General features: G+C 69.1%; 14 protein-coding genes. 10 read left to right on the top strand and 4 right to left on the bottom strand.

Going from position 1 to position 11,744, the window contains the following annotated elements; translation table 11 throughout:
* Positions 1-84 precede the first annotated feature (84 nt).
* The gene (locus ACN20X_RS27595) at positions 85-1,074 is read left to right on the top strand and encodes a tripartite tricarboxylate transporter substrate binding protein (RefSeq protein WP_016450776.1); all 990 of its coding nucleotides are present in this window, start codon (positions 85-87) and stop codon (positions 1,072-1,074) included.
* Between the two features lie 15 nt (positions 1,075-1,089).
* On the opposite strand, the gene ACN20X_RS27600 is transcribed toward ACN20X_RS27595, so the two are convergent.
* Both ACN20X_RS27600 and ACN20X_RS27605 read right to left on the bottom strand, forming a co-directional pair.
* Positions 1,090-1,506: a tautomerase family protein gene (locus ACN20X_RS27600; protein ID WP_013800576.1), complete on the bottom strand. Its 417-nt coding sequence runs from the start codon at positions 1,504-1,506 to the stop codon at positions 1,090-1,092.
* 61 nt (positions 1,507-1,567) lie between these two features.
* Entirely contained in the window at positions 1,568-2,374 is an 807-nt protein-coding gene (locus ACN20X_RS27605) for an SDR family NAD(P)-dependent oxidoreductase (protein WP_473210094.1), read from the bottom strand.
* 162 nt (positions 2,375-2,536) lie between these two features.
* On the opposite strand from ACN20X_RS27605, the gene ACN20X_RS27610 reads away from it, so the two are divergent.
* Positions 2,537-3,103: a winged helix-turn-helix transcriptional regulator gene (locus ACN20X_RS27610; protein ID WP_016452655.1), complete on the top strand. Its 567-nt coding sequence runs from the start codon at positions 2,537-2,539 to the stop codon at positions 3,101-3,103.
* Positions 3,104-3,144: 41 nt separating this feature from the next.
* On the opposite strand, the gene ACN20X_RS27615 is transcribed toward ACN20X_RS27610, so the two are convergent.
* Complete coding sequence (locus tag ACN20X_RS27615; protein ID WP_016450779.1) at positions 3,145-3,708, bottom strand: fasciclin domain-containing protein; 564 nt, start codon at positions 3,706-3,708, stop codon at positions 3,145-3,147.
* A gap of 312 nt (positions 3,709-4,020) precedes the next feature.
* Here ACN20X_RS27615 and ACN20X_RS27620 point away from each other — a divergent pair, with 312 nt between their 5' ends.
* The 8 genes from ACN20X_RS27620 (at position 4,021) to ACN20X_RS27655 (ending at position 11,501) form a co-directional block, all read left to right on the top strand.
* The gene (locus tag ACN20X_RS27620; RefSeq protein ID WP_473210095.1) at positions 4,021-4,992 is read left to right on the top strand and encodes a ferritin-like domain-containing protein; all 972 of its coding nucleotides are present in this window, start codon (positions 4,021-4,023) and stop codon (positions 4,990-4,992) included.
* A gap of 91 nt (positions 4,993-5,083) precedes the next feature.
* A complete protein-coding gene (locus tag ACN20X_RS27625) occupies positions 5,084-5,326 on the top strand; it encodes a hypothetical protein (RefSeq protein ID WP_473210096.1) in 243 nt (80 codons plus the stop codon).
* A gap of 44 nt (positions 5,327-5,370) precedes the next feature.
* A complete protein-coding gene (locus ACN20X_RS27630) occupies positions 5,371-6,741 on the top strand; it encodes an Nramp family divalent metal transporter (protein WP_473210097.1) in 1,371 nt (456 codons plus the stop codon).
* A gap of 149 nt (positions 6,742-6,890) precedes the next feature.
* Positions 6,891-7,370, top strand: a complete 480-nt coding sequence (locus ACN20X_RS27635; RefSeq protein WP_034363355.1) for a rhodanese-like domain-containing protein — start codon at positions 6,891-6,893, stop codon at positions 7,368-7,370.
* Between the two features lie 12 nt (positions 7,371-7,382).
* On the top strand, positions 7,383-8,297 hold the full coding sequence (epsC, locus tag ACN20X_RS27640) for a serine O-acetyltransferase EpsC (protein ID WP_013800567.1): 915 nt from the start codon (positions 7,383-7,385) through the stop codon (positions 8,295-8,297).
* Complete coding sequence (locus tag ACN20X_RS27645) at positions 8,294-8,566, top strand: helix-turn-helix domain-containing protein (RefSeq protein ID WP_012207587.1); 273 nt, start codon at positions 8,294-8,296, stop codon at positions 8,564-8,566. The genes epsC and ACN20X_RS27645 overlap by 4 nt, the downstream gene beginning before the upstream one ends.
* 82 nt (positions 8,567-8,648) lie before the next feature.
* Positions 8,649-9,581, top strand: coding sequence for a family 2A encapsulin nanocompartment shell protein (locus ACN20X_RS27650; RefSeq protein ID WP_013800566.1), 933 nt, complete (start codon positions 8,649-8,651; stop codon positions 9,579-9,581).
* Positions 9,582-9,593: 12 nt separating this feature from the next.
* Complete coding sequence (locus tag ACN20X_RS27655) at positions 9,594-11,501, top strand: family 2A encapsulin nanocompartment cargo protein cysteine desulfurase (protein ID WP_070080866.1); 1,908 nt, start codon at positions 9,594-9,596, stop codon at positions 11,499-11,501.
* Positions 11,502-11,535: 34 nt separating this feature from the next.
* On the opposite strand, the gene ACN20X_RS27660 is transcribed toward ACN20X_RS27655, so the two are convergent.
* A complete protein-coding gene (locus tag ACN20X_RS27660) occupies positions 11,536-11,673 on the bottom strand; it encodes a hypothetical protein (protein ID WP_156493794.1) in 138 nt (45 codons plus the stop codon).
* Between the last annotated feature and the right edge of the window lie 71 nt (positions 11,674-11,744).

Here is an 11,744-nt window from a genome sequence, read left to right on the forward strand (position 1 = left end):
TATGCATAGCCGCAATGCTTAGTTCACGCCGCGCCAGGAGCCTCCCAGACTGCGGGCATCGACTCTCTGCACTCCGGCACTCCCATGATCCGCACCCCGTCTGCGCTGCGCGCACTGCTGCTTCCCCTGTTCTCCGCCCTGGCCCTGCACGCTCCTGCGGCCCTGGCCTCGGCCGACAGCTTTCCGAACAAGCCGGTGCGCATCATCGTGCCCGTGGCGCCCGGGGGCAGCGCCGACAAGCTCACGCGCACGCTGGCCGACAAGCTGGCCGCGCTGTGGGGCCAGTCGGTGGTGGTGGAGAACGTGGCCGGGGCCAGCGGCACCATCGGCGCGGCCAAGGTGGCCAAGGCCGCGCCCGACGGCTACACCCTGCTGCAGCAGGGCGAAGGCCTCACGCTCAACGGCCTGCTGTTCGCCCAGTTGCCCTACGACACGCAAAAGGCCTTCACGCCCATCATCAAGGCCGTGGTCAATCCGCAGGTGCTGGTGGTCAACCCCGGCACGGGACTGAACACGCTGGGCGACTACCTGGCCCGCGCCAAGGCCAAGCCGCAAAGCATCAGCCTGGGCCTGCCCGGCAATGGCGGCATTGCCCATGTGGCGCATGAAATCCTCACGCAGGAGACGGGCGCCAAGGTCAACTACATCCCCTACCCGGGCGGTGGCCCGGCCGCGCTGGACGTGCTGGGCGGCCACACCGACGCCACGCTGATCACGCTGGCCGCCGTGACCGAGTACGTGCGCGCCGGCAAGCTGCGCGCCCTGGCCGTGACCACGCCCTACCGCTCCGACGCCCTGCCCCAGGTACCCACCATGGCCGAGGCCGGCGTGCCCGGCTTCTCGGTGGAGAGCTGGCAGGGCTACTTCGCGCCGGCCGGCACGCCTGCGCCCATCGTCGCCAAGATCAACCGCGACCTGCAGACCGTGCTGCAGGCCCCCGATGTGCGCGCCCAACTGGAGCACATGGGCTTCAAGGTGGCGGGCGGCTCCCCTGCCGACCTGGGTCAGAGCCTGCAAAGCGAGCGCCCGCGCTACGCCCGCGCGATCCAGTCGGCGGGGCTGTCGCTGCGCTGAGGTGCAGGCAGGTCCTCAGAGGGGAGAGGGCCGATTGTCCAGGCGCCACTTCTCCCCCTCGGGCGTGCCCGGCACGGGCGGGCGCAGGCCCTGGATGCTCCACAGGCTGAAGGGCGTCTCGTCCACATGCATCTCCCAGCGCAGGCCACGGTCGGCAATGAAGGGGGACAGCTGCCGCCGCACGCCTTCGAGGAACCGTGTCTTGGTCTCCTCGTCGCGGATCTGCCGCGCGATGTGGTCCACGGAGATGCGCACGAAATCATCCGCAGGCTCGCCGCCAATGAAGAACGAAGTGCGCGCCACGGCCTCGAACACCACGCCCACGTAAAAGCGCGGCAGGTCGCCGTAGACGGCCGTGATGCGCTGGGCGATGGCCTGTTTGTCTTCATCGCTGAAGGCGTTTTCGGGGTGGTAGATCTTCCACAGGGGCATGGCTTTCTCCGGGGGCAAAAAGAGGAGTACGGGAATCCGGGGTGGCGACGCAGCGCGGCCGTCAGGCCGGCTGGCCTGCATCCGCAGCCTGGTAGCGCGCCGCCGGCACGCCGCTGAGCGTCAGCGCCTTGACGAGATTGGCCCGCGATTGGTCAAAGTCCAGCCAGGCGGTCGTGCTGCCCAGCGTGGGAAAGCAGATGGCCTCGCCCTGGTCCAGCGCCGCCAGGGCCGTGTCCACCAGGGTCTCGGGCGACATGAACAGGTGCTCGGGAAAAGGAGAAGGCTTGCCCCCGAAGAACTCCGAGCGCACCAGGCTGGGCATCACGGCCTGCACGGTGACGCCGCTGGGTGCCAGCTCGGCCTGCAGCGAGCGCGTGAAGCTCAGCACATAGGCCTTGGAGGCGCTGTAGCTGAAGGCGCCCGGCAAGGGCATCAGGGCCAGGATGGAGCCGATGTTGATCAGCGTGCCCCGGCCGCGCGTGGCGAACAGCCGCGCTGCCGCCAGCGACAGCCGCGTCAGTGCATGGATGTTGACCATGACAAGGCGGTCGACTTCGCGCGCATCCACCTGGGCCGCCGGACCCAGGGCGCCCAGGCCGGCGCAGTTGACCAGCATGGCTATGTCGCGCTGCCCATCGAACAGGGCCTCCACGCTCTGCAGGCCGGCGGCGTCGGCCAGGTCGGCGGCCACCACCTCGACCTGGCGGCCATGGTCGTCGCGCAGGCGCTGTGCCAGCGCATGCAGCCGGTCCAGGCGGCGTGCGACCAGGCTCAGGTCATGTCCGCGTGCGGCCAGGCGATCGGCATAGACGGCGCCTATGCCGGAGGAGGCGCCAGTGACGACGGCGGTGCCTTGATGCGTGCTCATGGGAGAAGTCCTTGCTTGGATCAAGCGGTGGTTGAAAGTGGCTTCAACTATAAACTTCAATCATTAGAGCCACAAGCACGCAATCCACCTCTGCGGACCGGGCTTGCGTTTTGCTGAGACACTCCAGGCCTGCGACAACGCGAACAGACAACGAGGAATTCCATGCGATCCAAGAGCTTCGAGGGCATGGCCTGCTCGATCGCCACCACGCTGGAGGCCGTAGGCGACCGCTGGGCCATGCTGGTGCTGCGCGACCTGATGCTGGGCCTGAGCCGCTATGACGACCTGAGAAAGTCCACGGACATCACCAACGCCACGCTGACCGACCGCCTGCGCCAGCTGGAGCAGTCCGGCCTGGTCGAGCGCCGCCTCTACCAAAGCGGCCCGGACCGCTACGAGTACCTGCTCACGCCCAAGGGCCGCGACCTGTCCCTGGTGATCCAGGCGCTGGCCCAGGTCGGCGACCGGTGGCGCCTGCAGCAAGAAGCGCAGCCGCCCATGCGCTTTGTGCGTGCGCAGTCGGGCACGCCCCTGCGGCTGGCGCTGGTGGAAGAGGAATCGGGCCGCAGCGTGCCTTTTTCCGAGCTGCGCGTGGAGGCCGGCCCCGGCGCGGACGACCTGACGCGCTGGCGGCTGTCCAAGCTGGCCGCGCAGGCCGGGACGCCGGCAGCGGCTTGCGGCGTTGCGCCCGCAAGGCGCATGGCGAAGGCACAAGGCTCCGGCCACTGACCACGGCGGTCAGTGGCCGGCCCGCTCGCTGCCTGTGCCGCTCACTTGGGCAGCAGCACCTTGTCGATCACGTGGATCACGCCGTTGGACTGGTAGACGTCGGGAATCGTCACCGTGGCCATGCCGCCCTTTTCATCGGTCAGCATGATCTTGGAGCCGCTGGACTTGGCCACCAGCGTGCCGCCGCTGACGGTCTTGATGCTGGCCATGCCCTTGCCGTCCTTGATCATCTTGGACAGCGCCGCTGCATCCCACTTGCCGGCCACCACGTGGTAGGTCAGCACCGTGGTCAGCGTGCCCTTGTTCTCGGGCTTGAGCAGGGTGTCCACCGTGCCTGCGGGCAGGGCCTCGAAGGCGGCATTGGTGGGCGCGAACACGGTGAACGGACCCGGGCCCTTGAGCGTATCGACCAGGCCCGCCGCCTTGACGGCTGCGACCAGGGTGGTGTGGTCCTTGGAGTTGACGGCGTTGTCGATGATGTCCTTGGACGGCAGCATGGGTGCACCGCCCACCATCACATCGGCCATGGCGGCCACGGAGGCTGCCGACATCACGATGGCCAGGCCGAACGAGGCCAGCTTGCGGGTGTTTTGAATCGAGACCATGGAATGCTCCTAGCGGGTTGATGACAAGCCGAACGATTCCGGCTGATCTGGATACGCAGCGCAGCGGGGTCTGGATTCAAAAAAGAAAAAGAAACGGCGGCATCCGCAAACCGTTACCGACGCTTTCAATTGCGGCACATCCAGACCTGCGCGGCCTGCGTACTGCCGGATAGCGGGGACGCATCCCATTCCCCTGGGGCAGGTGGCCACCTCTTCAGTGGAACGCGCTTTCGCCACACCCGTGTGCTTTCGGCCGGAGGCGCATTCTTCACGTTGACCGTTCGCGCCTGCCGCGAACCGAGAGGAACCATCATGTCCGACGAATCAGTGTTGATAGGGGTTTTGCAAAAACGTGCCAAGAAGCTGGAGGACAGGCGCCAGTTCTTCCGCAAGACCAGCGGCGTGGCCGTGGGCATGGCGGGCGGGGTGATCCTGTCCGCCTGCGGCGGTGGCGGGGGCGATGCGAATGCGCAGGCCAACGGACCCACAGATGCGGAGATCCTGAACTTCGCCCTCAACCTGGAGTATCTGGAGTCGCAGTTCTATCACTACGCGGTGTTCGGCACCGGCCTGCCCGCCAACCTGCAGTCGGGCGTGGGCACGCAGGGCGCCATCACGGGTGGCCGTGCCGTGGCCTTCAAGGACCCCGTGGTGGCGCAGTACGCCAAGGAGATCGCCCAGGACGAGATCGCCCACGTGGCCTTCCTGCGCGCGGCGCTGGGTTCGGCCGCAGTGGCGCAGCCGCAGATCGACATCGGCGGAACCGACCCGAACGGCGCCTTCTCGGTGGCCGCGCGAGCGGCCGGGCTGGTGGGCGCGGGCACGGCCTTCGATCCCTATGCGAGTGACGAGAACTTCCTGCTGGGGGCCTTCATCTTCGAGGACGTGGGCGTCACCGCCTACAAGGGCGCATCGCCGCTGATCACCAACAAGACCTATCTGGAGGCAGCCGCCGGCATCCTGGCCGCCGAGGCCTACCACGCAGGTCTGGTGCGCACGGTGCTGTACGCCAAGGGACTGGCCACGCCCGCGCTGCGCACGGCGGCCGGCGCCATCTCAGATGCGCGCGACAGCCTGGACGGCTCCACCGACGTGGACCAGGGCATCACGGGGGACGCCACCACGTCCAACATCGTGCCGCTGGATTCCAACGGCATCGCTTTCAGCCGCTCGCCGGGCGACGTGCTGAACATCGTGTACCTGACCAAGGACACGGCGACCAAGGGCGGGTTCTTCCCGTCCGGCGTGAACGGCTCGCTGGTGATGAGCAGCGCCTACGCCTGACGCGGACCGCCCGCCTGCCCCCCACCGGCCGGGGCAGGCGGGCTTCCCCGGGGCTGGCCCGAGACAAGCGTTCCCCTGCCAAGGAGTTGCCATGATGTCCCTTCTGCCTTCCTCATCCGCCCCCAGCACGCCGGGCCGCACTCCGGCCCGCACGCCGCGGCGCCTGAAACCTGCCACCGTGGCGCGCCGCTGCGTGGGCAGCCTGATTCTGCTGGCCGGCGCGGTCATCGTGACCGCAGATCTCGTGGCGCTGTGGCGCGGCGCAGGCACTGATGCCGCACCCGCCACCGCAGCCATTGCGCCCGCCAGCGGCCTGGTGCCGACGGCCCGATAGGCATCCCCCTGCAACCGCGTGCCCCCGCCGGCGGAAAGGCCCCCATGAACGACACCGTGCTTGCGGCCGAACAGGGCCGCTTCGGCACCATCGAGCCGGACCACGGCCACGCGGGCACGCCCAGCCTGCCGCAGGTGCATCGCAGCATCGCCGTGCCGCGCGGCGCCAGCCGCTCGGACAACGCGCGCCGCGTGCTGGCGTTTGCCGGGCCCGGCTACATGGTGGCCGTGGGCTACATGGACCCGGGCAACTGGGCCACGTCCATCGCGGGCGGCTCGCAGTTCGGCTACTCGCTGCTGGCGGTGATCTTTGCCTCCAACCTGATGGCCATGCTGTTCCAGGCGGCGGCCGTGCGCCTGGGCCTGGCCAGCGGGCGGGACCTGGCCCAGGCCTGCCGCGCGCAGTTTTCCCCGCGCATCAACCTGGTGCTGTGGTTCTTCTGCGAGATCGCCATCGTGGCCTGCAACTTGGCCGAGGTGCTGGGCATGGCCATCGGCCTGAACCTGCTGTTCGGCCTGCCGCTGCTGGCCGGCGTGTGCATCACGGTGGTGGATGTGATGCTGATCCTGGCGCTGCAAAGCCGGGGCTTTCGCTGCCTGGAGTCGGTGGTGATCGCCCTGGTGGCATTGATCGGCCTGTGCTTTGCCGCCCAGCTGGTGTGGCTGCAGCCGCCCGTGGCGGCCGTGCTTCGCGGCCTGCTGCCGGGCATGGAGATCGTGGCCAATCCGCAGATGCTGTACCTGGCCGTGGGCATCGTGGGGGCCACGGTGATGCCGCACAACCTCTACCTGCATTCGTCCATCGTGCAGACACGCCGGCATGACACCACGCTCCAGGGTACGCGCCAGGCCATCCGCCTGGCCACGCTGGACTCCACGGTGGCGCTGGGGCTGGCGCTGTTCGTGAACGCCGCCATCCTGGTGGTGGCGGCCGGCGCGTTCAACCGGCCCGGCCAGGCGCCGGTGACCGAGCTGTCGGACGCCTACCACCTGCTGTCGCCGCTGCTGGGCGTGGGCATCGCCAGCGCGGTGTTCGGCGTGGCGCTGCTGGCCTCGGGGCTGAGTTCTTCGGTCACGGGCACGCTGGCCGGGCAGATCGTGATGGAAGGCTTCCTGCAGATCCGCCTGTCGCCCGCGCTGCGCGCCCTGCTGACGCGCTGCATCGCCATCGTGCCCGCCGTGGTGGCCACCGCCTGGTTCGGCAGCACCGGCGCCAGCGCCCTGCTGGTGTTCAGCCAGGTGGTGCTGAGCCTGCAATTGCCGTTTGCCATCGTGCCGCTGCTGCTGTTCACCACGCGGCGCAAGACGCTGGGGGAGCTGGCCTTTGGCCCCAGGATGTCGGCAGTGCTGTGGTGCTGCGCGGCCCTGGTGGTGTCGCTGAACCTGTGGATGCTGCAGCGGGTGCTGACGGCCTGATCGCCCGAACCGGGCATGGCGCCGCGCGGCGCCTTCATAGACGTTTTGCTTCTATCAAACGCCGCTCTTGTTCGTTGGTGGCTTGCCGCGAAGTTCTTAGATTGGTGCCCATAGCCACCAACCCGCGAACTCTCCGCAAGGACGACGACATGACAGCCCTCACTTTGGAAACCGCCTTGCCCCGGGCGCTGCAGGAGGCACAGGACCACGCCCGCGCACAGGGGCTGGGCCACGCAGGCGGCGTGCGCCCGCCCGTGGCCTGGGCGCTGGTGCAGGCCGGCCAGGCCGTGCTGGTCGATGTGCGCACGGCCGAGGAACGCAAGTTCGTCGGCCAGGTGCCCGGCACCCTGCACGTGCCCTGGGCCACGGGCACGGCCCTGACGCGCAACCCGCGCTTTGCCCGCGAGCTGGAAGCGCGCCTGGCCCCGCACGGCGGCAAGGAGGCCGTGGCCCTGCTGCTGTGCCGCAGCGGCAAGCGCTCGGTGCTGGCGGCCCAGGCGGCCGCCCAGGCCGGATTCGCCCATGTGTTCAACGTGCTCGAAGGCTTCGAGGGCGAGATCGACGCGCGCCAGCAGCGCGGCAAAAACGACGGCTGGCGCTTCCACGGCCTGCCCTGGATTCAAGACTGAAGGAGCACGCAGATGGCCAGTTTCGACATTGCCGGACTCACCCAGAACCTGCATGCGGCGCGCCGCGAATGGCGCGAGGCGCACGGCCGCACCCAGGAGCCCGGGGCGCGCGAGTTTCCCTCGCGCGACGCGCTTTCCACCCTCATCGACCAGCTCAAGGCAGCCCTGTTTCCCATGCGCCTGGGCCCGCACGACCTGCGCCAGGAAAGCGAGGACATCTTCGTGGCGCACCAGCTGGACTCGGCCCTGCATGCGCTGCTGGGCCAGATACGGCTGGAGCTGCGGCTGTCCGCGCCCCACACGGCAGCGGGCGCCGATGCCATGGCGCTGGACATCGCCCGCGCCTTTGCCGAGTCCCTGCCCCAGATCCGCCGCCTGCTCGACAGCGATGTGCTGGCCGCCTTCCAGGGCGATCCCGCCGCGCGCAGCGTGGACGAGGTGCTGCTGTGCTATCCGGGCGTGCTGGCCATGATCCACCACCGCCTGGCCCACCAGCTGTACCTGCTGGAGCAGCCGCTGCTGGCGCGCATCGTGGCCGAGCTGTCGCATGCGCAGACGGGCATCGACATCCACCCGGGCGCGAAGATCGGGCGGGGCTTTTTCATGGACCACGGCACGGGCGTGGTGATCGGCGAGACCGCCGTGATCGGCGAGCGCGTGCGGCTGTACCAGGCCGTCACCCTGGGCGCCAAGCGCTTTCCCACCGACGAGCACGGCCACCTGCGCAAGGGCCTGGCGCGCCATCCGGTGGTGGAGGACGACGTGGTCATCTACGCGGGCGCCACCATCCTGGGCCGCGTCACGCTGGGGCGCGGCGCCGTCATCGGCGGCAATGTCTGGGTGACCGAGGACGTGCCGCCCGGCGCCCATGTCACCCAGGCCCATGCGCGCGAACACGCGCAGCAGCCCCGGGAGGTGGCCCTATGAGCACCCGTCTTGTCACCAGCTTCGGCATTGCCGTGCGCCAGGCGCGCGAGGCCCATGGCTGGTCGCAGGAGCGGCTGGCCGAGCACTCGGACCTGAACCGCTCCTACGTGGGAGAGATAGAGCGCGGCCGCGTCATCGCCTCGCTGCTGACCGTGGAGAAGCTGGCCGTCTCGCTGGGCGTGCAGCCCTCGGCCCTGGTGATGCGCGGCGAGACCGTGGCCCACGACCAGCTGGTGCGCGGCCTGCGCTTGGCGGCTATAGCATGTTGAAGACATGTGCGCGGGCCGGGACACTGGCCCTGTTTCCCTCCTTCCCCTTCCCTTTTTCCTGAACTGATCACGGAGTCTGCACATGTCGGCAACAGTGGGCGGCACGACCGCGCTAGGCGACAACGCCGCGCGGCAACTGGCCAACGCAACCAAAACCGTTCCCCAGCTTTCGACCATCAGCCCGCGCTGGCTGACGCACCTGCTGCAATGGTCGCCGGTGGAGGCGGGCATCTACCGCCTCAACCGCGTCAAGAACCCGGAGGCCATCAAGGTCACCTGCACGGCCAAGCAGGAAGACAACCAGCTGCCGCGCACCTATGTGGACTACGAGGAGCAGCCGCGCGAGTACTTCCTCAACGCCGTCTCCACCATCCTGGATGTGCACACGCGCATCTCCGACCTCTACAGCAGCCCGCATGACCAGATCAAGGAACAGCTGCGCCTGACCATCGAGACCATCAAGGAGAACCAGGAAAGCGAGCTGATCAACAACCCCGACTACGGCCTGCTGGCCCAGGTCACGGACGAGCAGCGCATCTTCCCGCTGACCGGCGCGCCCACGCCCGACGACCTGGACGAGCTGCTGACCAAGGTCTGGAAGGAGCCCGCCTTCTTCCTGACCCATCCGCTGGCCATTGCCGCCTTCGGCCGCGAGGCCACGCGCCGCGGCACGCCGCCGCCCACGGTCAGCCTGTTCGGCTCGCAGTTCATCACCTGGCGCGGCATTCCGCTGATCCCCTCGGACAAGGTGCCCGTGGCCGATGGAAAAAGCAAGATCCTGCTGCTGCGCGTGGGCGACAAGCGCCAGGGCGTGGTCGGCCTGTACCAGCCCGGCCTGCCGGGCGAGCAGAGCCCGGGCCTGTCGGTGCGCTTCATGGGCATCAACAACCATGCCATCGCGTCCTACCTGATCTCGCTGTACTGCTCGCTGGCCGTGCTCACGCCCGATGCGCTGGCCGTGCTCGACGATGTCGAGATCGGCAAGTACCACGACTATCCCGACACCTACAAGTAAAGAGGCCGGGCGTTGACCGTGTCTGCAATCACCTCCGTGGCGCCCCAGGCGCCCTTCGACCCCGAGGCGCTGGCGCGCATGGCCAACGCCCTGTTCTCCGCCGCACCGGGATCGGCTCCTGCCCTGCCGGGTCTTCCGGGTCTTCCCGGCCTGCCTGCTGGCGTGCAGGCCCCCGTGAACGTGGCGCCGCCCGGCTCGCCGCTGGCCAGCCCCGCAGGCCTGGGCCCCGGCGTGCCGGGCACGCCCATCCCGCAGGGCCTGGCGCCGGGCAGCAACCTGCTGCCGGCCTCGCCCGCGCCGCTGGCCTCGCTGGCCCACCGCGCGCCCGCGCTGCTGCCCCATGCCCAGGCCGGCAACGGCGTGCCCGACCATGTCGTGAGCGCCCTGCCCGCCTACGAGCCGCGCCTGGGATCGCAGGTGCTGGGCGTGCCCCAGCGCCGGGGCGATCCGCTGGATGCGCTGGCCGCGCTCCCGTTCACGGCACCTGCTGCACCTGCGGCACCTGCGTCACCCGCCGTGCCGCGCATCGGCGTGCCCACCGAAGGGCCCGGCATTGCGTCCGCCGTGCCTTCGGCCGAGCCGCGCTTTTACTTTGTCGATCCCGTGGTACTGCCCGCCGGCTACACCACGCCGGCCCATCCGCTGCAGCGCCAGCAGGCTTCGCACGGGGCAAGGCATGGAGCGGCCGGCGTGCAGGCGCCCTTCGACGTGCATGCCGTGCGCCGGGACTTTCCCATCCTGTCCGAGCACGTCAACGGCCGGCCCCTGGCCTGGCTGGACAACGCGGCCACCACGCACAAGCCGCGCGCGGTGATAGAGCGCATCCGCCATTTCTACGAGCACGAGAACTCCAACATCCACCGCGCGGCGCATGAACTGGCCGCGCGCGCCACCGACGCCTACGAGGGCGCGCGCGAGCGCGTGCGCCGCTTCATCAACGCGCCCGACGTGAACGAGGTCATCTTCGTGCGCGGCACCACCGAGGCCATCAACCTCGTGGCCAAGAGCTGGGGCTGGCAGCATGTGGGCGAGGGCGACGAGATCATCGTCTCCCACCTGGAGCACCACGCCAACATCGTGCCCTGGCAGCAGTTGGCGGCCGCCAAGGGCGCGAAGATCCGCGTGATCCCGGTGGACGACTCGGGCCAGGTGCTCATCGATGAATACCGCAGGCTGCTGAACCCACGCACCAAGATCGTCTCCGTCACCCAGGTCTCCAACGCGCTGGGCACGGTCGTGCCCGTGCAGCAGATCGTGGAGCTGGCCCACCAGGCGGGCGCCCGGGCCCTGGTCGATGGCGCGCAGTCGGTCTCGCACATGGCCGTGGACGTGCAGGCCATCGGTGCGGACTTCTTCGTGTTCTCGGGCCACAAGGTCTTCGGGCCCACGGGCATCGGCGTGGTCTGGGGACGGCGCGAGGTGCTGGAGGACATGCCGCCCTGGCAGGGCGGCGGCAACATGATCGCCGACGTGACCTTCGAGAAAACCGTCTACCAGCCCCTGCCCAACACCTTCGAGGCCGGCACCGGCAACATTGCCGACGCCGTGGGCCTGGGCGCCGCCATCGACTACGTGCAGGCCCTGGGCATGGAGCGCATCGCGCGCTACGAGCACGATCTGCTGCAGTACGGCACGCAGGCGCTGGCGCCCATCCCCGGCCTGCGCCTGATCGGCACGGCGGCCGACAAGGCCAGCGTGCTGTCCTTCGTGCTCAAGGGCTGGACCACGGCCGAGGTGGGCGAGGCGCTCAACGCCGAAGGCATCGCCGTGCGCACCGGCCACCACTGCGCCCAGCCCATCCTGCGGCGCTTCGGCGTGGAGACCACGGTGCGGCCCTCGCTGGCCTTCTACAACACCACCGAGGAAATCGACCGGCTGGCGGCCGTGGTGCAGGGGCTGGCGGCGCGCAGGCGGGGTTGAGCCACGGGCTCAGCCCAGACGTCTTGCAAAGGCGTCACCCGTGGTTGGCCGTGCCCAGGCGGCCGCCACGTCGTTGGCGCCGCTTGCGCCCGGTGTGCCGCAGGCCGGACCCGGTGGCCATGCCGCGCCACGGCAGCGGACGGAACACGGCATTGGAGTCATGAAAAAGCATTGCCAATATCAGAATGATCCTATGGATTTCCATCAATCATAGGAATAGACTTTGGAGCGCGCCCATCAAAC

The sequence above is a fragment of the Delftia sp. PX-1 genome (assembly GCF_055797465.1).

Bases quoted from the DNA above. Each gene is read 5' to 3' on its own strand.
- ACN20X_RS27615 (WP_016450779.1), bottom strand. From the start codon at position 3,708: ATGGTCTCGATTCAAAACACCCGCAAGCTGGCCTCGTTCGGCCTGGCC.
- ACN20X_RS27595 (WP_016450776.1), top strand. From the start codon at position 85: ATGATCCGCACCCCGTCTGCGCTGCGCGCACTGCTGCTTCCCCTGTTC.
- ACN20X_RS27645 (WP_012207587.1), top strand. From the start codon at position 8,294: ATGAGCACCCGTCTTGTCACCAGCTTCGGCATTGCCGTGCGCCAGGCG.
- epsC (WP_013800567.1), top strand. From the start codon at position 7,383: ATGGCCAGTTTCGACATTGCCGGACTCACCCAGAACCTGCATGCGGCG.
- ACN20X_RS27620 (WP_473210095.1), top strand. From the start codon at position 4,021: ATGTCCGACGAATCAGTGTTGATAGGGGTTTTGCAAAAACGTGCCAAG.
- ACN20X_RS27600 (WP_013800576.1), bottom strand. From the start codon at position 1,506: ATGCCCCTGTGGAAGATCTACCACCCCGAAAACGCCTTCAGCGATGAA.
- ACN20X_RS27660 (WP_156493794.1), bottom strand. From the start codon at position 11,673: ATGCTTTTTCATGACTCCAATGCCGTGTTCCGTCCGCTGCCGTGGCGC.
- ACN20X_RS27635 (WP_034363355.1), top strand. From the start codon at position 6,891: ATGACAGCCCTCACTTTGGAAACCGCCTTGCCCCGGGCGCTGCAGGAG.
- ACN20X_RS27650 (WP_013800566.1), top strand. From the start codon at position 8,649: ATGTCGGCAACAGTGGGCGGCACGACCGCGCTAGGCGACAACGCCGCG.
- ACN20X_RS27605 (WP_473210094.1), bottom strand. From the start codon at position 2,374: ATGAGCACGCATCAAGGCACCGCCGTCGTCACTGGCGCCTCCTCCGGC.
- ACN20X_RS27630 (WP_473210097.1), top strand. From the start codon at position 5,371: ATGAACGACACCGTGCTTGCGGCCGAACAGGGCCGCTTCGGCACCATC.
- ACN20X_RS27625 (WP_473210096.1), top strand. From the start codon at position 5,084: ATGATGTCCCTTCTGCCTTCCTCATCCGCCCCCAGCACGCCGGGCCGC.
- ACN20X_RS27610 (WP_016452655.1), top strand. From the start codon at position 2,537: ATGCGATCCAAGAGCTTCGAGGGCATGGCCTGCTCGATCGCCACCACG.